The organism is Pseudomonas sp. 8_5_2, assembly GCF_059295255.1.
The window spans coordinates 5,172,420-5,192,268 of record NZ_CM181238.1; the positions used below are offsets into that span (position 1 = coordinate 5,172,420).

Annotated in this window: 18 protein-coding genes; 4 read left to right on the plus strand and 14 right to left on the minus strand. The window is 61.4% G+C overall.

Annotation, left to right across the window (positions count from 1 at the left end):
- Positions 1-8 precede the first annotated feature (8 nt).
- The 3 genes from folP to rlmE all read right to left on the minus strand — a co-directional run bounded on the left by folP (position 9) and on the right by rlmE (position 3,603).
- The gene (folP, locus tag AC5O5R_RS23680) at positions 9-860 is read right to left on the minus strand and encodes a dihydropteroate synthase (RefSeq protein ID WP_172221628.1); all 852 of its coding nucleotides are present in this window, start codon (positions 858-860) and stop codon (positions 9-11) included.
- Between the two features lie 8 nt (positions 861-868).
- Positions 869-2,773, minus strand: a complete 1,905-nt coding sequence (ftsH, locus tag AC5O5R_RS23685; RefSeq protein WP_494511712.1) for an ATP-dependent zinc metalloprotease FtsH — start codon at positions 2,771-2,773, stop codon at positions 869-871.
- Between the two features lie 203 nt (positions 2,774-2,976).
- A complete protein-coding gene (gene rlmE / locus AC5O5R_RS23690; protein WP_172230865.1) occupies positions 2,977-3,603 on the minus strand; it encodes a 23S rRNA (uridine(2552)-2'-O)-methyltransferase RlmE in 627 nt (208 codons plus the stop codon).
- Between the two features lie 102 nt (positions 3,604-3,705).
- On the opposite strand from rlmE, the gene yhbY reads away from it, so the two are divergent.
- Positions 3,706-4,014, plus strand: a complete 309-nt coding sequence (gene yhbY / locus AC5O5R_RS23695; RefSeq protein ID WP_172230868.1) for a ribosome assembly RNA-binding protein YhbY — start codon at positions 3,706-3,708, stop codon at positions 4,012-4,014.
- A gap of 12 nt (positions 4,015-4,026) precedes the next feature.
- On the opposite strand, the gene AC5O5R_RS23700 is transcribed toward yhbY, so the two are convergent.
- The 8 genes from AC5O5R_RS23700 to grpE all read right to left on the minus strand — a co-directional run bounded on the left by AC5O5R_RS23700 (position 4,027) and on the right by grpE (position 14,453).
- On the minus strand, positions 4,027-4,476 hold the full coding sequence (locus tag AC5O5R_RS23700) for an MFS transporter (protein WP_172230871.1): 450 nt from the start codon (positions 4,474-4,476) through the stop codon (positions 4,027-4,029).
- Positions 4,454-4,936 (minus strand): transcription elongation factor GreA, encoded by a 483-nt coding sequence (greA, locus tag AC5O5R_RS23705; protein WP_172230874.1) that lies wholly within the window; start codon positions 4,934-4,936, stop codon positions 4,454-4,456. Before greA ends, AC5O5R_RS23700 begins: the two co-directional genes overlap by 23 nt.
- Positions 4,933-8,154, minus strand: coding sequence for a carbamoyl-phosphate synthase large subunit (gene carB, locus AC5O5R_RS23710; RefSeq protein ID WP_172287665.1), 3,222 nt, complete (start codon positions 8,152-8,154; stop codon positions 4,933-4,935). The genes greA and carB overlap by 4 nt, the downstream gene beginning before the upstream one ends.
- Before the next feature lie 105 nt (positions 8,155-8,259).
- Complete coding sequence (gene carA / locus AC5O5R_RS23715; protein WP_172222511.1) at positions 8,260-9,396, minus strand: glutamine-hydrolyzing carbamoyl-phosphate synthase small subunit; 1,137 nt, start codon at positions 9,394-9,396, stop codon at positions 8,260-8,262.
- A 327-nt stretch (positions 9,397-9,723) separates the two neighbouring features.
- Entirely contained in the window at positions 9,724-10,527 is an 804-nt protein-coding gene (dapB, locus tag AC5O5R_RS23720; RefSeq protein WP_172222505.1) for a 4-hydroxy-tetrahydrodipicolinate reductase, read from the minus strand.
- 13 nt (positions 10,528-10,540) lie between these two features.
- The gene (gene dnaJ, locus AC5O5R_RS23725) at positions 10,541-11,671 is read right to left on the minus strand and encodes a molecular chaperone DnaJ (protein ID WP_172222504.1); all 1,131 of its coding nucleotides are present in this window, start codon (positions 11,669-11,671) and stop codon (positions 10,541-10,543) included.
- 197 nt (positions 11,672-11,868) lie between these two features.
- A complete protein-coding gene (gene dnaK, locus AC5O5R_RS23730; protein WP_172222503.1) occupies positions 11,869-13,794 on the minus strand; it encodes a molecular chaperone DnaK in 1,926 nt (641 codons plus the stop codon).
- 101 nt (positions 13,795-13,895) lie between these two features.
- Entirely contained in the window at positions 13,896-14,453 is a 558-nt protein-coding gene (gene grpE / locus AC5O5R_RS23735) for a nucleotide exchange factor GrpE (protein ID WP_172222502.1), read from the minus strand.
- A gap of 193 nt (positions 14,454-14,646) precedes the next feature.
- Between grpE and recN the strand changes: the two genes are divergently transcribed.
- Positions 14,647-16,320 (plus strand): DNA repair protein RecN, encoded by a 1,674-nt coding sequence (gene recN, locus AC5O5R_RS23740; protein ID WP_172222499.1) that lies wholly within the window; start codon positions 14,647-14,649, stop codon positions 16,318-16,320.
- 195 nt (positions 16,321-16,515) lie between these two features.
- Here the strand turns inward: recN and fur are convergent, their stop codons facing one another.
- Positions 16,516-16,920 carry a ferric iron uptake transcriptional regulator gene (fur, locus tag AC5O5R_RS23745; protein ID WP_172222494.1) on the minus strand — a complete coding sequence of 135 codons (405 nt, stop codon included), beginning with the start codon at positions 16,918-16,920 and terminating at the stop codon, positions 16,516-16,518.
- A gap of 97 nt (positions 16,921-17,017) precedes the next feature.
- Here fur and AC5O5R_RS23750 point away from each other — a divergent pair, with 97 nt between their 5' ends.
- Positions 17,018-17,554 (plus strand): outer membrane protein assembly factor BamE, encoded by a 537-nt coding sequence (locus tag AC5O5R_RS23750; protein ID WP_172222490.1) that lies wholly within the window; start codon positions 17,018-17,020, stop codon positions 17,552-17,554.
- 62 nt (positions 17,555-17,616) lie between these two features.
- Here AC5O5R_RS23750 and AC5O5R_RS23755 read toward each other — a convergent pair whose 3' ends face one another.
- Positions 17,617-18,051 (minus strand): type II toxin-antitoxin system RatA family toxin, encoded by a 435-nt coding sequence (locus AC5O5R_RS23755; protein WP_172222485.1) that lies wholly within the window; start codon positions 18,049-18,051, stop codon positions 17,617-17,619.
- A gap of 163 nt (positions 18,052-18,214) precedes the next feature.
- On the opposite strand from AC5O5R_RS23755, the gene smpB reads away from it, so the two are divergent.
- Positions 18,215-18,697 (plus strand): SsrA-binding protein SmpB, encoded by a 483-nt coding sequence (gene smpB / locus AC5O5R_RS23760; protein ID WP_172222482.1) that lies wholly within the window; start codon positions 18,215-18,217, stop codon positions 18,695-18,697.
- A gap of 221 nt (positions 18,698-18,918) precedes the next feature.
- Here the strand turns inward: smpB and AC5O5R_RS23765 are convergent, their stop codons facing one another.
- Positions 18,919-19,686: an FCD domain-containing protein gene (locus AC5O5R_RS23765; protein ID WP_172222465.1), complete on the minus strand. Its 768-nt coding sequence runs from the start codon at positions 19,684-19,686 to the stop codon at positions 18,919-18,921.
- Positions 19,687-19,849: the final 163 nt, after the last annotated feature.

Genomic DNA, 19,849 nt, shown 5'->3' on the forward strand with positions numbered 1-19,849 from the left:
CAATGTTCTTATTCGGCGTTTTGCACCGCAGCAATCATGCGCACTACATCGACAGTTTCGGCCACGTCATGGACACGCAGGATGCTTGCCCCCTTGGTCACGGCCAACGCCGCCAGCGCCAGGCTGCCGTACAACCGCTCGCCGACCGGACGTTCCAGCGTCAGGCCGATCATGCTCTTGCGCGAAACGCCCACCAGCAGTGGGCGCCCAAGGCAATAGAGCGCTTCCATGTGCTTGAACAGGCTCAGGTTGTGCGCCAGTGTCTTGGCGAAACCAAAGCCCGGGTCAAGAATGATTCTGTTCGCGTCGATACCCGCTGCCGCGCAGGCGGCCATACGCTGTTCAAGATAGCGCGTAACGTCGGCGGTCACATCCTGGTAATGCGGGTCATCCTGCATGTTGCCCGGCTCGCCACGCATGTGCATGAGGCACACCGGCAGCCCGGTATCCGCAGCCGCGTCGAGGGCGCCATCGCGCTCCAGCGCACGCACGTCGTTGATCAACCCGGCACCGAGCCGCGCCGACTCACGCATGACCGCGGGCGTGGAAGTATCGACCGATATGACCACGTCGAGGCGGCTGTTGATCGCCTCGACCATCGGCGCCACCCGTTCCAGCTCCTCGGTCACCGACACCGCACGCGCACCAGGGCGCGTGGATTCGCCGCCAATATCGATCAGCGTGGCACCGGCGGCAACCATCGCTTCGGCATGGCGCAAGGCCTCGTCGCGCTGGTTGAAGCGCCCGCCATCGGAGAAGGAATCGGGGGTGATATTGAGAATACCCATGACATGGGTACGTGACAAATCAAGAACCCGGTTGCCGCAAGGCAACCGGGTCGGGTACTGCACTGAGCTCATAGATGCCCTTAGTGTTGAGCTGCCGGGCCGCCGATTGGCGATTCTGGACGATCATCCTGGGCCGCTGGCGTGCCCGAGTTCTTGTCATCGTCCCAGTCACGCGGTTCGCGTGGGGTGCGCCCGGCCATGATGTCGTCAATCTGATCGGCATCGATGGTTTCATACTTCATCAGCGCTTCGGTCATCGCCTCGAGCTTGTCGCGGTTTTCGATGAGCAACTGCTTGGCAGTGGCGTAGCACTGATCGATGATGCTGCGCACCTCGGAGTCGATCAGCTTGGCGGTCTCGCCGGAGACGCTGGCATGCTGGCTGCCGGCGCTACGACCGAGGAACACTTCGCCCTCTTCCTCGGCGTACATCAGCGGGCCGAGCTTCTCGGACAAGCCCCACTTGGTGACCATGTTGCGAGCGATCTGGCTGGCACGCATGATGTCGTTGGACGCACCGGTGGTGACGCCATCGAAGCCCAGGGTCATTTCTTCGGCGATACGGCCACCGTACAGCGAACAGATCTGGCTGATCAGCGCGCGCTTGGACAGGCTGTAGCGGTCCTCTTCCGGCAGGAACATGGTCACACCCAGGGCGCGACCGCGCGGGATGATCGAAACCTTGTAGACCGGGTCGTGCTCAGGCACCAGTCGACCGACAATGGCGTGGCCAGCCTCGTGGTAAGCGGTGTTGCGCTTTTCTTTTTCCGACATGACCATGGTCTTGCGCTCGGCGCCCATCATGATCTTGTCCTTGGCCAGCTCGAACTCTTTCATTTCGACCAGGCGCTTGTTGGAGCGTGCGGCAAACAGCGAAGCCTCGTTGACCAGGTTGGCCAGGTCGGCACCGGAGAAGCCTGGAGTACCACGGGCAATCACCGCCGGGTTGACGTTATCGCCGACCGGCACCTTGCGCATGTGCACCTTGAGGATCTGTTCGCGACCGCGGATGTCCGGCAGCCCAACCACTACCTGACGGTCGAAGCGACCAGGACGCAGCAGCGCCGGGTCGAGCACGTCCGGACGGTTGGTAGCCGCGATGACGATGATGCCGTCGTTCATCTCGAAGCCGTCCATCTCTACCAGCAACTGGTTGAGGGTTTGCTCGCGCTCGTCGTGACCGCCGCCCATGCCGGCACCACGGTGGCGACCAACGGCGTCGATTTCGTCGATGAAGATGATGCACGGGGCGTGCTTCTTGGCCTGCTCGAACATGTCGCGCACACGGCTGGCACCGACACCGACGAACATTTCCACGAAGTCCGAACCGGAAATGGTGAAGAACGGCACTTTCGCCTCGCCAGCGATGGCCTTGGCCAGCAGGGTCTTACCTGTACCGGGTGGGCCGACCATCAACACACCGCGCGGGATACGGCCACCCAGGCGCTGGAACTTGCCCGGATCACGCAGGAACTCGACCAGCTCGCCAACCTCTTCCTTGGCCTCGTCGCAGCCCGCAACGTCGGCCAGGGTAGTCTTGACCTGGTCTTCGGAAAGCAGGCGTGCCTTGCTCTTGCCGAAGCTCATCGGCCCGCCCTTGCCGCCTGCACCGCCCTGCATCTGGCGCATGAAGAACATGAACACGGCAATGATGACCAGGATCGGGAAGCTGGCAACCAGCAACTGGGTCCAGATGCTCTGCTGTTCAGGCTGCTTGCCTTCAACGACCACGTGGTTGTCGACCAGGTCGCCGATCAGGCCGTTGTCGGTAATGGCCGGGCGCACGGTCTTGAAGTTGTCGCCGTCGGCGCGCTTGCCGGTAATGATGTAGCCGTCGACAGTCACACGCTCGACCTTGCCATCCTTGACCTGCTGGATGAAGTCGGAATAGTTGAGGGTCTGCGGCTCGTTAGGGCTGGAGAAGTTGTTCATCACTGTCACCAGGACAGCTGCGATGATCAACCACAGGATCAGATTCTTTGCCATGTCGTTCAATTCGCTACCCTCTGAGGCCGGCGCACGACGCAGCCGTGCCTCGCATGATATTCATCGCCCTAACTTACTACATTACCTACGCAGCCGCAGGCACCGTCTGTAACCCTTTGTGAAAGCTAGACTACACGAAGTTCGGACGATCCAGACGGGAGGGCCGATTGGAAATAACTATCGGCCACCCGTAGCACGCCTTTTCAAACGCCTTTGAAACCCTTGCCCAGCAAGTACTGCTCGCGAGAACGGTCGCGCGAAGAAGACGGCTTGCGCATCTGCACCTTGTCGAACTTGGTGCGCACGTCCTTCAGGTACATGTCGAAGCCTTCGCCCTGGAAAATCTTGATCAGGAAATCACCGCCGGGCTTGAGCACGCGGGTTGCCAGATCCAGGGCCAGCTCGCAGAGGAACATGGCACGCGGCATGTCCACTTCGGGCGTACCACTCATATTGGGGGCCATGTCGGAAATCACAAGGTCTACATGCGTATCACCGACCGCCTCGAGAATCTGCTGCAGCACTGAATCATGGGTGAAGTCGCCCTGGATGAAGGTCACATCGGGGATCGAGTCCATTTCCAGGATGTCGGAGGCGATCAGACGGCCCTGGCCACCAATCAGACGACTGGTTACCTGCGACCAGCCACCCGGGGCGGCGCCGAGGTCGATCACGCTCATGCCGGGGCGGATCAGACGGTCCTTTTCCTGGATCTCCAGCAGTTTGTAGCTCGCACGCGAGCGGTAGCCATCCTTCTGTGCCTGTTTAACAAAAGGGTCGTTGAAATGCTCTCGCAGCCAGTTTGCGCTGCTTTTGGAACGTTGTACCACGGGGCACCTCGATGATATGCGTCGTGATTGACTGGGCGGAGCCGGTGGCCCTCGGGTAAAATGCCGGTCAATTTTACAGAATCAGACAGAAAGGGTCAGATTATGCCGCTCAATAACGAGCAGAAGAAGCAATACAAGTCCATTGGTCATGACCTGAAGCCGGTCCTGATCGTTGCTGGCAACGGTTTGAATGAAGGCGTCATCGCCGAACTGGAACGCGCCCTGGCCGACCATGAGCTGATCAAGGTCGAGATTCGCTCGGAAGATCGCGAAGAACGGGCCGAAACCATTGCCCAATTGTGCAAGGCCGGCCGTGCCGAGCTGGTGCAGACCATCGGCAAGAAAGCCCTGATCTACCGCAAGAACCCACAGCCGAACAAGCAGCTGTCCAACATCCACCGCTACAAGTAACGGTGGCTCCGCTCAGCGGCGCGTCAACCGCGCCCTGACCGGGACTGGCTGGGCTACCAGCACGATGCCGGAAAAGCCCAGCACCAGGAAGCAGAACATCTGCCAGCGCTCGCCTACGGAAATACCGTAGCGCAAGGTGTAGTACCCCACGCAGGCAGCGAAGCCGAGCAGCAGCATCTGGCCCCGGAACTGCCGCCACCAGGCCGCCAGGCCGTCAACCCTCGCCAGCACCGCCAGCTGGGTCAATAACCCCAACAACGCCACGCCGATCAACCAGCGGTCGATCTGCCCGGCGATGTCCTGCACCAGCAACGGCGCCAGGCCACTGACCTTGAGCGCGGGCACCAGCCCCACGTGAAACACCCACAGGCCACCGACCCAGAAAACCTGGGCCAGCTGCCAGAGGATCCCCTCGAGGGATGGCGCCCGCAGGCGCCGGTCAGATGTGCTGGACTTCGACAATCTCGTACTCGACCGTGCCGCTTGGCGTCTTGATGACGACGACGTCGCCTTCTTCCTTGCCGATGATGGCACGGGCGATAGGCGCGCTGCTCGACAGCTTGCCTTTCTTCACGTCAGCTTCATCTTCGCCGACGATCTGATACTTCACACGCTCGTCGGTTTCAGTGTTGGCCAGCTCCACGGTGGTACCGAAAATGACCTTGCCGGTATGGGCAATGGTGGTCACGTCGATCACTACCGAGTTTTGCAGGCGGCCTTCGATATCACGGATACGGGCCTCGACCATACCCTGCTCTTCGCGGGCAGCATGGTATTCGGCGTTTTCCTTGAGGTCACCCAGCTCGCGGGCTTCACCGATCGCCTGGCTCAGGCGCGGGCGCTCGGTCTTGCTCAGGAACAGGTGCTCCTCTTCCAGGGCGCGAGCGCCCTGAACGGTCATCGGGTATTTCGTAATGCTCATGCTTCGAGTCCTGCATGCAGATCTTGCAAGCGACGAACGGTCTTCTCGGGACCGAATTTCAGCGCTTCGCAGATGGCTTCACCGGCCGCAATGGTAGTGGTGCAGTAAATCTTGTGCTGCAGCGCATTGCGACGAATCGAGTACGAATCGGCGATCGACTGGCGGCCTTCGGTGGTGTTGATGATCAGCGACACTTCGTCGTTCTTGATCATGTCGACCACGTGCGGGCGACCTTCGGTCACCTTGTTCACACGGCGCACTTTCAGGCCAGCCGCCTCGATGACCTTGGCGGTGCCAGCAGTAGCAACCACTTCGAAGCCCAGGGCAATCAGGTCGCGGGCAACGCCAGCCACTTGTGGCTTGTCGTCATCGCGCACGCTGATGAACGCGGTACCGCCAGTCGGCAGCACTTCGCTGGCGCCCATCTGGGCCTTGGCAAAGGCTTCGCCGAAGCTGTCGCCGACGCCCATGACTTCACCGGTCGATTTCATCTCAGGGCCGAGGATCGGGTCAACCCCCGGGAACTTGGCGAACGGGAACACGGCTTCCTTGACGCTGTAGAAGTTCGGGATGATTTCCTGGGTGAAGCCAAGCTCTTTCAGGGTTTTGCCAGCCATGACGCGGGCCGCGATCATCGCCAGGGAGGTGCCGATGCATTTGGACACGAACGGCACGGTACGCGAAGCACGCGGGTTGACTTCGATCACGTAGATCTTGTCGCCCTGCAGGGCCAGCTGCACGTTCATCAGGCCGACCACGCCCAGCTCCAGGGCCATTTTCTTGACCTGTTCGCGGACTTCGTCCTGCACTTCCTTGCTCAGCGAGTAAGGTGGCAGCGAGCATGCCGAGTCACCGGAGTGAACGCCGGCCTGCTCGATGTGCTGCATGATGGCGCCGATCACCACGTCGGTGCCGTCGCACACCGCATCCACGTCCATCTCGATGGCGCAGTTGAGGAAGTGGTCGAGCAGTACCGGGCTGTCGTTGGAAACTTGTACCGCTTCGCGCAGGTAGCGCTTGAGCTCGTCCAGTTCGTAGACGATCTCCATCGCGCGGCCGCCGAGTACGTAGGACGGGCGCACCACCAGCGGGTAGCCGATGCTGCCCGCTGCGCGGATGGCTTCCTCTTCGCTGCGCACGGTGGCGTTTGGCGGCTGCAGCAGGTTCAGACGCTGCACCATTTGCTGGAAGCGCTCACGGTCTTCGGCACGGTCGATGGCATCCGGGCTGGTGCCGATGATCGGTACGCCGGCTTCTTCCAGGGCACGGGCCAGTTTCAGCGGGGTCTGGCCGCCGTAGTGGACGATGACGCCTTTCGGCTTCTCGACGCGGCACACTTCCAGCACGTCTTCCAGGGTCAACGGCTCGAAGTACAGGCGGTCGGAGGTGTCGTAGTCGGTGGAGACGGTTTCCGGGTTGCAGTTGACCATGATGGTCTCGTAACCGTCTTCGCGCAGCGCCAGGGCCGCGTGTACGCAGCAGTAGTCGAACTCGATCCCTTGGCCGATACGGTTAGGGCCGCCACCGAGGATCATGATCTTGTCGCGGGTCGACGGATTGGCCTCGCACTCTTCCTCGTAAGTGGAGTACAGGTAGGCGGTGTCGGTGGCGAATTCGGCGGCGCAGGTGTCGACGCGCTTGTAGACCGGGAACACTTCCAGCTTGTGGCGGTGACGGCGCAGGTTCTTGTCGGTGATACCGAGCAGAACAGCCAGTCGCTGGTCCGAGAAACCTTTGCGCTTGAGGCGCAGCATCATCGCCTTGTCGATGGCCGACAGGGCCAGGGTCTTGACCTTCTCTTCTTCCTTGATCAGATCTTCCATCTGCACCAGGAACCACATGTCGATGCCGGTCAGGGCGAAGATCTCTTCGCAGGTCATGCCCGAACGCATGGCGTCGGCGACGTACCAGATACGCTCGGCGCCCGGCACGGTCAGCTCGCGCTTGAGAATGCTGGCGGCTTCAGGGCTGGCCAGGTCGACTTTCGGGTCGAGGCCGCAGGCGCCGACTTCCAGACCGCGCAGGGCTTTCTGCAGGGATTCCTGGAAGGTCCGGCCGATGGCCATGACTTCACCCACGGATTTCATCTGGGTGGTCAGGCGGGCGTCGGCTTTCGGGAATTTTTCGAAGGCAAAGCGCGGCAACTTGGTGACAACGTAGTCGATCGACGGCTCGAACGAAGCCGGGGTGCGGCCGCCGGTGATGTCGTTCTGCAGTTCGTCGAGGGTGTAACCAATGGCCAGCTTGGCGGCAATCTTGGCGATCGGGAAGCCGGTGGCCTTGGACGCCAGGGCGGACGAACGCGATACGCGCGGGTTCATCTCGATGACGACCATCCGGCCGGTGTCTGGGCAGATACCGAACTGCACGTTGGAACCGCCGGTTTCGACACCGATTTCACGCAGCACCGCCAGCGAGGCGTTGCGCATGATCTGGTATTCCTTGTCGGTCAGGGTCTGTGCCGGGGCAACGGTGATCGAGTCACCGGTGTGCACACCCATCGGGTCGAAGTTCTCGATCGAGCAGACGATGATGCAGTTGTCCTTTTTGTCGCGGACCACTTCCATCTCGTATTCTTTCCAGCCGATCAGCGATTCGTCGATCAGCAGCTCTTTGGTCGGCGACAGGTCCAGACCACGGGTGCAGATTTCTTCGAACTCTTCACGGTTGTAGGCAATACCACCGCCGGTGCCACCCATGGTGAACGACGGGCGGATGATGCACGGGAAGCCGAGCTTTTCGAGGACCGCATTGGCCTCTTCCATGCTGTGGGCGATACCGGAGCGCGGGCACTCCAGGCCGATGGCCTTCATCGCCTTGTCGAAGCGCGAACGATCTTCAGCCTTGTCGATGGTGTCAGCGTTGGCGCCGATCATTTCTACGCCGAACTTTTCCAGAACGCCGTGGCGCTCCAGGTCCAGGGCGCAGTTAAGTGCGGTCTGGCCACCCATGGTCGGCAAAACGGCGTCCGGGCGCTCTTTCTCGATGATCTTGGCCACAGTCTGCCATTTGATCGGCTCGATGTAGGTGGCGTCGGCCATGGCCGGGTCGGTCATGATGGTGGCTGGGTTGGAGTTCACCAGGATGACGCGGAAACCTTCCTCGCGCAGGGCTTTACAGGCCTGGGCGCCGGAGTAGTCGAATTCGCAGGCCTGGCCGATCACGATCGGGCCGGCACCGAGAATCAGGATGCTTTTGATGTCTGTACGTTTTGGCATGGTGGTCACTCAAATCCGGGGTCAGTCGGCAAGCCGCTTTGAACAATCTGGGTCAGGCGCGTCCGGGCGCGGCAGGTGCCGGCCCGGGGCCTTGAAGCAGGATGCTCAGCGGCGCTTGGCCATGGCATCGGTGAAACGATCGAACAGTGGCGCGACGTCGGTCGGGCCTGGGCTCGCCTCAGGGTGACCCTGGAAGCTGAACGCGCTCTTGTCGGTGCGCTCGAGACCCTGCAGGGTGCCGTCGAACAGCGACTTGTGGATGGCGCGGACGTTAGCCGGCAGGGTCGCCTCGTCAACGGCAAAGCCGTGGTTCTGACTGGTGATCATGACCACGCCGGTGTCCAGGTCCTGGACCGGGTGGTTGGCACCGTGGTGGCCGTGGCCCATTTTCACGGTCTTGGCACCGGAAGCCAGGGCCAGCAACTGGTGGCCGAGGCAGATGCCGAATACCGGGATCTCGGTCTCGAGGATTTCCTTGATCGCCTGGATGGCGTAGTCGCACGGCTCCGGGTCACCCGGGCCGTTGGACAGGAACACGCCGTCCGGGTTGAGTGCCAGTACTTCGCTGGCCGGGGTCTGGGCCGGCACCACGGTCACGCGGCAGCCACGGGCGACCAGCATGCGCAGGATGTTCAGCTTGACGCCGTAGTCGAAGGCAACCACGTGGTACGGCAGGTCGGCGGCGTCGATGGTCGGGTGGCTGTCGGTCTTCAGCTCCCACACGCTGGAGCGCCACTCGTAACGCTCGGTGGTGGAGACGACCTTGGCCAGGTCCATGCCTTTGAGGCCTGGGAAGCCGCGGGCGGCAGCAATGGCGGCCTCTTCGCTGATGTTGTCACCGGCGAGGATGCAACCGTTCTGGGCGCCCTTTTCGCGCAGGATTCGGGTCAGGCGACGGGTGTCGATGCCGGCAATGGCAACCACATTGTTGGCCTTGAGGTACTCAGGCAGCGACTGGGTGTTACGCCAGTTGCTGGCCAGCAGCGGCAGGTCACGGATGACCAGGCCAGCGGACCAGACACGGTTCGACTCGGCGTCTTCCGGCGTGGTGCCGGTGTTGCCAATGTGCGGGTAGGTCAGGGTAACGATTTGCTGCGCATAGGAAGGGTCTGTAAGGATTTCCTGGTAGCCGGTCATAGCGGTGTTGAATACCACCTCACCAACGGTCTGACCGTCGGCACCAATGGCTTCACCGCGAAAAATACTGCCGTCGGCAAGGGCGAGTATGGCTGGCTTTGTCAAGAAGACCTCCCGTAAATCAAGCATGAAAGGGCGATCGCAGGTTGCAAAAAAGCGGAGTGACGTATGGACACGTCACCCCGCTTTCATGTGCTGAATTCAATTCGCTGCGCGCTTTTAGTGGACACACTAAAGCTGTAGCTTACAGAAAAGTGCGTTTTCGGTCTACCGTATATGTGTCTCTAAAACACATGAATGCGACAGACTGACACCGGCGGTGGCTTCTTCGCGGGTAAACCCGCCCCCACAGGGACCGCACAAAGTCTGCGCCCGGTACAAATCCTGCGGGAGCGGGCAAGCCCGCGAAGAAACCAACAGCGCTCCAACGGCTTAACGCAGTTCGAGCACATCCTGCATATCGTACAGGCCAGCATCGCGCCCATCCAGCCACAGCGCCGCACGCACCGCGCCCTTGGCGAAGGTCATGCGGCTGGAAGCCTTGTGGGTGATTTCCAGGCGCTCGCCTTCGGCGGCGAACAGCACGGTATGGTCACCGACCACATCACCGGCACGCACGGTAGCGAAGCCGATGGTCTTGCGGTCACGCGCACCGGTCTGGCCTTCACGGCCGTAAACCGCCACTTCCTGCAGGTCACGGCCCAGCGCATTGGCAACCACTTCACCCATGCGCAGCGCAGTACCCGACGGCGCATCGACCTTGTGCCGGTGGTGCGCCTCGATGATTTCGATGTCGACATCATCCCCCAGCACCCGCGCCGCCATGTCCAGCAACTTGAGGCTAAGGTTCACCCCAACGCTGAAGTTGGCGGCAAAGACGATGGGAATGTCCTTGCCCGCCTCGGCCAGCAACTGCTTTTCCTCGACGCTGAAACCGGTGGTGCCGATGATCATCGCCTTGCCGTGCTTACGGCAGAACGCCAGGTTCTTCAGGGTCACCGAAGGGTGCGTGAAATCGATCAGCACGTCGAACTCGTCAGCCACCTTGGCCACGTCGTCGGACAGCAGCACGCCGATACGGCCCAGGGCCGCCAGCTCACCGGCGTCCGCACCGACCAGCGAGCTGTCCGGGCGATCGATCGCCGCCGTCAGCCCTGCACCCGGGTGTTGCTGCACGGCTTCGATCAGGGTCTTGCCCATTCGCCCTGCCGCACCCATTACTGCAATACGTCGCATAGCCATTTCCTTGTCAGAGGTCGCCGAAGAAGCGCTTCACGCCATCGAACCAGCCACTGGCCTTGGGCGAGTGGGAGCTGTCCCCTTCCAGCGAGTCACGCAGCTCTTCGAGCAATTCACGCTGGCGGCGGCTGAGGTTGACCGGGGTTTCCACCGCGACACGGCACAGCAGGTCACCGGCACCACCACCACGCACTGGCGCCACACCCTTGCCACGCAGGCGGAACTGCTTGCCGGTCTGGGTGCCTTCCGGAATCTTCAGCTTCACGCGACCGTCGAGGGTCGGCACTTCCAGCTCGCCACCCAGGGCAGCATCGGTGTAGCTGATCGGCACTTCGCAGTACAGGTGCTTGCCGTCGCGCTGGAAGATCTCGTGCTCACGCACGCTGATCACTACATACAGGTCGCCAGTCGGGCCACCATGGGTACCCGCCTCGCCCTCACCCGACAGGCGAATGCGGTCACCGGTATCGACACCTGCCGGCACCTTGACCGACAGCGTCTTGTATTCCTCGACGCGGCCTTCGCCGTGGCACGAGCCACACGGATCGGTAATGATCTTGCCTTGGCCATGGCAGCGCGGGCAGGTCTGCTGCACCGAGAAGAAGCCCTGCTGCATGCGCACCTGGCCGATGCCGCCGCAGGTCGGGCAGGTCGACGGGGTCGAACCCTTCTTGGCACCGGAACCGTCGCAAGGCTGGCAGTTGACCAGCGTAGGCACGCGAATGCTGACCGTGGTGCCACGCACCGCTTCTTCCAGGTTCAGCTCCAGCGTGTAGCGCAGGTCGCTGCCGCGCTGGGCACCGCCGCGGCCGCCACCGCGCCCCCCACCACCACCGAAGAAGTCACTGAACACATCGCCGAAGATGTCGGAGAAGTTGGCGCCACCGAAGCCGGCACCGCCAGCCCCCATGCTTGGGTCGACGCCGGCATGACCGTACTGGTCGAAGGCCGCGCGCTTGCTGGCATCAGACAGCACTTCGTAGGCCTCGTTGGCCTCCTTGAACATGTCTTCCGACTCTTTGTCGCCCGGGTTGCGGTCTGGGTGATACTTCATCGCCAGACGGCGGTAGGCCTTCTTGAGGTCAGATTCGCTGGCGCCGCGCTCGACACCCAGAACCTCATAATAATCACGCTTGGACATAGGTCATTTGCACCTTGTTGGGCGTCTGGCATCTGCGCCGCGCCATCAGCACCTGCCGCCTGCCCGCCTGGGGCGTCGACAAATGCTGTAAAAATTCTCGAATTCCAGATACGCCAACGCGGGAGCAAGCCCCCGCGCGGCGACATCCTACCAGCTCACCGCCAAACGGCGGTGAGCTGGCCGACAACATGCAACGATTACTTCTTGTCGTCGCCTTTTACTTCTTCGAACTCGGCGTCAACCACGTCATCGTGCTTGGCTTCCGGCTCGGCCTGCTGCGCGCCGCCCTGAGGCTGTTCGGCCGACTGCTCGGCGTACATCTTCTGGGCAACCGGGGCAGAGACCTTGGACAGCTCTTCGACCTTGGCGTCGATCGCAGCCTTGTCGTCGCCTTTGACAGCGGCTTCCAGGGCAACCACAGCGGCCTCGATGGCGGTTTTCTCTTCAGCGGTGACCTTGTCACCTGCGTCAGCGACCATCTTGCGGGTCGAGTGAACCAGTGCATCACCCTGGTTACGGGCAGCGGCCAGTTCTTCGAACTTGCGGTCTTCCTCGGCATTGGCCTCGGCGTCACGCACCATTTTCTCGATTTCTTCGTCGGACAGGCCGGAGTTGGCCTTGATCACGATCGACTGGGTCTTGCCGGTGGCCTTGTCTTTGGCGCCGACGTGCAGGATGCCGTTGGCGTCAATGTCGAAGGTCACTTCGATCTGCGGAACACCCCGCGGTGCTGGCGGGATGTCAGCCAGGTCGAACTTGCCCAGCGACTTGTTGCTGGCGGCTTGCTTGCGCTCGCCCTGCAGCACGTGAATGGTCACGGCGCCCTGGTTGTCGTCGGCAGTCGAGAACACCTGCGACTTCTTGGTCGGGATGGTGGTGTTCTTCTCGATCAGCGGGGTCATCACGCCACCCATGGTTTCGATACCCAGGGTCAGCGGGCTGACGTCCAGCAGCAGCACGTCTTTCACGTCACCGGCCAGAACAGCACCCTGGATGGCAGCACCCATGGCCACAGCTTCGTCCGGGTTGACGTCCTTGCGGGCTTCTTTACCGAAGAAGTCGGCAACGGTTTTCTGCACCAGCGGCATACGGGTCTGGCCACCGACCAGGATCACGTCGTCGATCTTGCTGGCATCGATGCCGGCATCTTTCAGGGCGATGCGGCAAGGCTCGATGGTGCGCTGCACCAGCTCTTCAACCAGCGACTCCAGCTTGGCGCGGGAGATTTTCACGTTCAGGTGCTTAGGACCGGTAGCGTCTGCAGTGATGTACGGCAGGTTCACGTCGGTCGACTGAGCGGACGACAGCTCGATCTTGGCCTTCTCGGCAGCTTCCTTCAGGCGCTGCATGGCCAGCGGATCGCCTTTCAGGTTCATGCCCGACTCTTTCTTGAACTCTTCGACCAGGTAGTCGATCAGCAGCATGTCGAAGTCTTCGCCACCCAGGAAGGTGTCGCCGTTGGTGGCCAGTACTTCAAACTGGTGCTCACCGTCGACTTCGGCGATTTCGATGACCGAAACGTCGAAGGTACCGCCACCCAGGTCATAAACGATGACAGTGTGGTCGCCCTTGGCCTTGTCCATGCCGTAGGCCAGCGCAGCAGCGGTCGGTTCGTTGATGATGCGTTTTACGTCCAGACCTGCAATGCGGCCGGCGTCCTTGGTCGCCTGGCGCTGGCTGTCATTGAAGTAGGCCGGCACGGTGATGACCGCTTCGGTCACTGGCTCGCCGAGGTAGTCTTCGGCGGTTTTCTTCATCTTTTTCAGCACTTCGGCGCTGATTTGCGGCGGCGCCATTTTCTGGCCGTTCACTTCGACCCAGGCGTCACCGTTGTCGGCCTTGGCGATTTTGTACGGAACCAGCTGGATGTCTTTCTGCACCACCTGCTCTTCGAAGCGGCGGCCAATCAGGCGCTTTACCGCGAACAGGGTGTTGTGCGGATTGGTAACAGCCTGGCGCTTGGCCGACTGACCTACCAGGATTTCGCCATCGTTGGCGTAGGCCACGATCGAAGGGGTAGTGCGCGCACCTTCGGCGTTTTCGATGACCTTGACGTTACCGTTTTCCAGAATGGAGACGCACGAGTTGGTGGTCCCCAGGTCGATACCGATGATTTTGCCCATGTTAACTCTCCCGAAACTTGAATTTGTTAGCAGCGACTACTTTGGCCAACTGCGGTAATACTTGAAGGCTTGACACCTAGATGGGGTTGCCCCGACGGATTTCAAGCCTTTTCATTGATCGAGGGTTGCGCCGCGCTCGGCGCCTTGCTGACCACCACCATGGCGGGGCGCAGCAGGCGGCCGTTCAGCAGGTAACCCTTCTGGAACACGTTCAGCACGCTGTTGGGCTCTACTTCAGCATTCTCCTGCATGGCCATCGCCTGGTGGTGCTCAGGGTTGAACGGCTGGCCGTGCGGGTCGACAGCTTCGAGGTTGTAGCGCTTCAGGGTGTCCTGGAACATCTTCAGGGTCAGCTCGACGCCTTCGCGGATCTGCTTGACGTGCTCATCGTCGGCACTGGAGTGGGCCAGGGCCAGTTCCAGGCTGTCGATCACCGGCAGCAGGTCGCTGGAGAATTTCTCCAGGGCGAACTTGTGGGCTTTCTCCACGTCCTGCTCGGCCCGACGGCGGGCATTCTGCACGTCGGCGACGGCGCGCAGCGCTTGGTCCTTGGCTGTTGCCAGCTGCTCCTCGAGCTCCAGAACACGGGCCTCGGCAGCGTTGCCTGCAGCGGCTTCTTCGACGTTAAGGTTGTTCTCGTTCAGCTGTTCATCAGCCATGGGGTCTCTCCTGCGCAATTTTGTGGACTGCGAGCCAGGCTCGCCTGTGATGTCGGCTATATGGGGCCGGAAAAACCAGCTTCAAGGGGCACGATGGATTTCCCGGCCGCAACAGAATCTGCCAAGGGGCATTGGCAGGCCTGAAAAAAGTACTGTATAAATAACCAGACAAGACTCTCGGGAGCCGCCCCTCATGCTGGTGCACCTGTCCATTCACAACTATGCCATCGTCGAGCACCTCGACCTCGAAATTGCCCGCGGCATGTCCGTCATCACGGGCGAGACCGGTGCCGGCAAATCGATCATGCTCGACGCCCTAGGTCTGGCCCTGGGCGACCGGGCCGACAGCGGCGTGGTGCGCCCAGGCACCGACAAGGCCGACATCCTCGCCACCTTCGACCTGGTGGACATCCCCGAGGCCCATACCTGGCTGGCCGAGCGCGACCTGGCCAACGAAGGCCTGTGCATCCTGCGCCGGGTGATCACTGCCGAAGGCCGCAGCCGTGGCTACATCAATGGCACGCCCTGCCCACTCGGCGACCTCAAGGCGCTGGGGGAGCTGCTGATCGATATCCACAGCCAGCACGAGCACCAGTCGCTGCTCAAGGCCGACACCCACCGTCGCCTGCTCGACGAGTATGCCGGCGCCGTCGACCTGTCGCGTCAGGTGCAACTGGCCGCCAAGCGCTGGAACCAGACCCGCCTGGAGCTCGAGCGCCTGTCCAATTCCGGCGACGAGCAGCGCGCGCGTCATCAGCTGCTCAGCTACCAGCTGGAGGAGCTGGACAACCTCGGCCTGGGCGAGCACGAACTGGAGCAACTGGAGCAGGAACACAAGAACCTGACCAGCGCCGAAGCCCTGTTTGGCATCTGCCGCCAGGTGATCGACCAGTGCAGCGAGAGCGATTCGGGCAATGTGCTCAGCGCCCTCACCTCAAGCCTCAACCGCCTGGGTGCAGCGACCCACTCGCCGAAAGCACTCGGTGAGGCGGCCAACCTGATCGCCAGTGCCCAGATCCAGGTAGAGGAAGCCGTTGGCGAGCTCAATCGCTTCCTCGACAACTTCGATGCCGACCCCATGCGCCTGCAGGCGCTGGAAGAGCGCCTCGACACCATCTACACCCTGGCGCGTAAACACCGCGTTCACCCGACCGAACTGCCCCACCTGCAACAGCAGCTGATGGAAGAACTGGAAGGCCTGAACGCCAGTGACGAATCGATCGAGCGGCTAGGCGAAGAACTGACCGCATTTGCCCAGCACTATAAAGAGAAAGCGCGCGAACTCAGTGGCCTGCGCCAGCAGGCTGCGCAGCAGCTGTCAGGGGCGGTAGAACAGGAAATCCAGCGCCTTGGCATGCCCGGCGGGCGCTTCCGCATCGAGCTTACCGCCAACGACGCGGCAGACTTGTCGCCCCACGGGCTGGAGCAGATCGAGCTGCTGGTCAGCGCCAACCCCGGCCAACCGCTCAAGGGCCTGGCCAAGGTGGCATCGGGTGGCGAGCTTTCACGCATCAGCCTGGCCATCCAGGTCATTACCGCGCAAACCTCGCGCATTCCGACCCTGGTATTCGACGAAGTCGACGTAGGCATCGGTGGGCCTACCGCTGAAATCGTCGGCCAGCTGCTCCGCCGCCTGGGCGAGCGTGGCCAGGTGCTGACCGTAACCCACCTGCCGCAGGTGGCAGCGCAAGGACACCAGCACCTGTTCGTGCACAAGGTGCGCAACAGCGACACCACACACACCGCCGTCGCCAGCCTGGGCAAGCGGGAGCGGGTCGAAGAGGTGGCGCGAATGCTGGGCGGCATCGACCTGACCAAGGAATCCCTGGCGCATGCGCGCAAGATGGTGGTTTCCGGCAAGGCCTGATCCTTCCTGCACTGGCCCAATCGCCGGCAAGCCAGCCCCCACAGGGACAGCGCCTGGCCTGAGCCCAATGCGATCGAGGTAGGAGCTGGCTTGCCGGCGATAGGGCCAGTGCAGGCCACCAAATTCATCTGCCCAAAGCAGAAAGCACAAAGGCGACCCGAGGGTCGCCTTTGTTATTTATAACGATAAAAAACGTTACTTTTTCTTACGCACGTACAGGACCAGATTGTGGTCCACCAGCTCGAAACCGTGCTCTTCCACAATCTCACGCTGACGCTTTTCAATCGCGGCATCCATGAATTCGATAACTTCGCTGGTATCCACGTCAACCATATGGTCGTGGTGACCGCCATCGGCCAGCTCGAACACTGCATGGCCGCCGTCGAAGTTGTGGCGAACAACCAGCCCCGCCGCTTCGAACTGGGTCAGCACGCGATAGACAGTGGCCAGGCCGACGTCTTCACCTGCTTCCATCAGCGCTTTGTAGACGTCCTCGGCACTCATGTGACGCTGCTCGGTGGAATCGAGCATCTGAAGGATCTTCACTCGAGGCAGGGTCACCTTGAGACCGGCTTTGCGTAATTCGCTATTTTCAACCATGGTCAGCTTTCTCGCCGATGCTGCTTCGCAGCTTCTCTTAATACGGGTATGATCGGGGTTTACGTTGTCCAGCCAAGATAGTGGAAGTCGCCCACCGATGCAAAACACCAAGCTCTTGCTAACCAGCCTCACCCTAGTGGGACTGCTCGCACTCGCCGGTTGCTCGTTTCCCGGGGTTTACAAAATCGACATCCAGCAGGGCAATGTCGTCACGCAGGACATGATAGACCAATTACGCCCCGGAATGACCCGACGGCAAGTAAGGTTTATCATGGGCAACCCGCTCATTCAGGATACGTTCAACACCAATCGGTGGGACTACCTGTACAGCTTGCAGCCTGGTGGCGGTAAACGTCAGCAAGAACGCATGAGCATTTTCTTCAATGAAAGCGACCAGCTGGTCAGCCTGTCGGGTGACTTCATGCCGGGCGTCAGCCGCGACCAGGAAATCCTCGGTGGCAGCAGCGACACCACGGTAAGCCCGGCCAGCCAGACCGAGCAGCCAGCACAACCTGCTACGCAGCCTGAAGAAAAACCGGCCAAGCCAGGCTCGGTAGAAGAGTCCATCCAGCGCGAAATCGACACCATCGAAACTACGCCAGTGCCGACCCCGGCACCGCTGGAAACCCGGTAACCGGGACAGCAGATGCAAAAAAGCCCGGACATGATCCGGGCTTTTTGTTGCCGCTCTATGCGTCAGGCATTCAGTTGCTTGGCGCGCTGGCAGAAGGCGTCCACCAGGGTGTTGGCGGCCTGGTTGAAAAGAGGCCCCAAGGTAGCGCGCACGATTGACCCGGCATAATCGAACGACAGGTCCAGGCTGATCTTGCAGGCTTTTTCACCCAACGGCTTGAACACCCACAGGCCATGCAACTGGGTGAACGGCCCCTCTTCCAGGTTCATCTCGATGGACTGCCCAGGCACCAGCACGTTACGCGTGACGAAGTGCTGGCTCATGCCACCCTTGGCCACTTCGAGCTTGGCACGCATGTGCGTGTCGCTGCACTCGAGCACCGTCGAAGCCGAGCACCACGGCAGGAACTCTGGGTAGCTGGCCACATCGTTGACCAGATCGTAGAGCGCCTGGGCAGGGTATGGCAGCAGGGCGGAGCGTTGAATATGGGTAGTCATCCAGGCATCACTTCCAAGGCTGGGTGGCGGCGCTTCGCAGCGTGCCGAAAACAGGTTCTGTCGACAAGACAGGGGCTGTATTGTCCGGTATTCATTGCAGTGGCTCAAGCACACCGAAATCCCATAGCGGACGACGCGCGGACTTGCCTATAATGCCGCCCCTATGGCTAAGCAAAAAAAACATCCGACCGGGACCATCGCGCAGAACAAGAAAGCGCGACACGATTACTTCATCGAACACAAGTTCGAGGCCGGGCTGGTCCTGTCCGGCTGGGAAGTAAAAAGCCTGCGGGCCGGCAAGGCGCACCTCGTTGACAGCTACGTGCTGCTCAAGGACGGCGAAGCCTGGCTGTTCGGCAGCCACATCACCCCGCTGACCACGGCCAGCACGCATGTCATCGCCGACCCGATGCGCACGCGCAAGCTGCTGCTGAACAAGCGCGAGCTCGAGCGCCTGGAAGCGGCGGTGGCGCAAAAGGGTTACACCTGCGTCGCCATGTCGCTGTACTGGAGCAAGCACCTGATCAAGTGTGAAATCGCACTGGGCAAGGGCAAGAAGGAATTCGACAAGCGCGACACGGTGCGCGAACGCGATTCCAACCGCGAGCTGCAGCGGGCTGTGCGCAACAAGGGCAAGGAAGACTAGATCTTTCGGTTAGCCTGTTCTGGCCTCATCGCCGGCAAGCCAGCTCCCACAGGTACTGCATAGGGCTCACAGCCAATGCAACACCTGTGGGAGACCAGATCTTTCGGTTAGCCTGTTCTGGCCTCATCGCCGGCAAGCCAGCTTCCACAGGTACTGCACACGGCTCACAGCCAATGCAACACCTGTGGGAGCTGGCTTGCCGGCGATGAGACCAGCGAAGGTCAGCGACCGCTGCGCCGCTCTGCCCGCGCCACCCGCTGCGCCTCTTGCTGCGCCTCTGCCAGCACTTCCTGCACATACAGAATGTGCCGGCTGGATATTTCTCGCGCATCCTCCGCCCTGCCCTCGACAATCGCCAGGTAAAGCTCCCGATGCTGACTGATCAGCATGTCCCGGGTTTCGGTGCGCTGCTGGTACATGCCACCGATGTTGGTCACCACGTTGCGCTTGAGCAGGTCGAACAAGCCACGGATGGTGTGTAGCAACACCGCGTTATGGCTGGCCTCGGCAATCGCCAGGTGGAAGCGCGCATCCGCCGCGCCCTCTTCTGCCCGGGTCACTTCGTCGACCCTGGAATAGCAGTCCTGAAGCACATCGAAGGCTGCCTTCAGCCGCGCCCGGTCTGGCTCGGTGGCGCGCTGGGCTGCGTAATACGCACAGGACGCTTCCAGGGTATGGCGGAATTCGAGCAGATCGCGCTGCGCCTCTGCACTGTGCTCAAGCAATTGCAGCAACGGGTCGCTGAACGTGGAGCCCAGGGATTCGGCTACAAAATTGCCCCCTCCCTGGCGGCTGACCAGCAGCCCCTTGGCCACCAGCTTCTGGATCGCCTCACGCAGTGACGGGCGAGACACGCCGAACTGCTCGGCGAGGACGCGCTCGGCCGGCAGCCGCTGCCCCGAGGTCAGCGTGCCTTCCAGAATCATCCCTTCCAACCGATCGACAATATCGTCGGACAGGCGCCGTTGGCGGACCTGATCAAAAACCATCACATGCTCTCCACAAACCCCGGCAGATTTCAGGGGGCGCCTATTCTCGCCGATCCAGGCCGCGCAAACACCCATCAAGCCACGATTTTCCCAGCGCACCAGGCGCCCGTTCATCGGTACCCGACCAAAGTTTTGCACAGGACAAATTGACACACCCACGACA

What these genes read in the sequence shown, in the direction of transcription:
- dnaK (WP_172222503.1), bottom strand. Translation starts at nt 13,794, where the DNA reads ATGGGCAAAATCATCGGTATCGACCTGGGGACCACCAACTCGTGCGTC.
- recN (WP_172222499.1), top strand. Translation starts at nt 14,647, where the DNA reads ATGCTGGTGCACCTGTCCATTCACAACTATGCCATCGTCGAGCACCTC.
- grpE (WP_172222502.1), bottom strand. Translation starts at nt 14,453, where the DNA reads ATGGCTGATGAACAGCTGAACGAGAACAACCTTAACGTCGAAGAAGCC.
- AC5O5R_RS23765 (WP_172222465.1), bottom strand. Translation starts at nt 19,686, where the DNA reads ATGGTTTTTGATCAGGTCCGCCAACGGCGCCTGTCCGACGATATTGTC.
- ftsH (WP_494511712.1), bottom strand. Translation starts at nt 2,773, where the DNA reads ATGGCAAAGAATCTGATCCTGTGGTTGATCATCGCAGCTGTCCTGGTG.
- greA (WP_172230874.1), bottom strand. Translation starts at nt 4,936, where the DNA reads ATGAGCATTACGAAATACCCGATGACCGTTCAGGGCGCTCGCGCCCTG.
- yhbY (WP_172230868.1), top strand. Translation starts at nt 3,706, where the DNA reads ATGCCGCTCAATAACGAGCAGAAGAAGCAATACAAGTCCATTGGTCAT.
- AC5O5R_RS23750 (WP_172222490.1), top strand. Translation starts at nt 17,018, where the DNA reads ATGCAAAACACCAAGCTCTTGCTAACCAGCCTCACCCTAGTGGGACTG.
- fur (WP_172222494.1), bottom strand. Translation starts at nt 16,920, where the DNA reads ATGGTTGAAAATAGCGAATTACGCAAAGCCGGTCTCAAGGTGACCCTG.
- AC5O5R_RS23755 (WP_172222485.1), bottom strand. Translation starts at nt 18,051, where the DNA reads ATGACTACCCATATTCAACGCTCCGCCCTGCTGCCATACCCTGCCCAG.
- dnaJ (WP_172222504.1), bottom strand. Translation starts at nt 11,671, where the DNA reads ATGTCCAAGCGTGATTATTATGAGGTTCTGGGTGTCGAGCGCGGCGCC.
- carB (WP_172287665.1), bottom strand. Translation starts at nt 8,154, where the DNA reads ATGCCAAAACGTACAGACATCAAAAGCATCCTGATTCTCGGTGCCGGC.
- dapB (WP_172222505.1), bottom strand. Translation starts at nt 10,527, where the DNA reads ATGCGACGTATTGCAGTAATGGGTGCGGCAGGGCGAATGGGCAAGACC.
- folP (WP_172221628.1), bottom strand. Translation starts at nt 860, where the DNA reads ATGAGCTCAGTGCAGTACCCGACCCGGTTGCCTTGCGGCAACCGGGTT.
- smpB (WP_172222482.1), top strand. Translation starts at nt 18,215, where the DNA reads ATGGCTAAGCAAAAAAAACATCCGACCGGGACCATCGCGCAGAACAAG.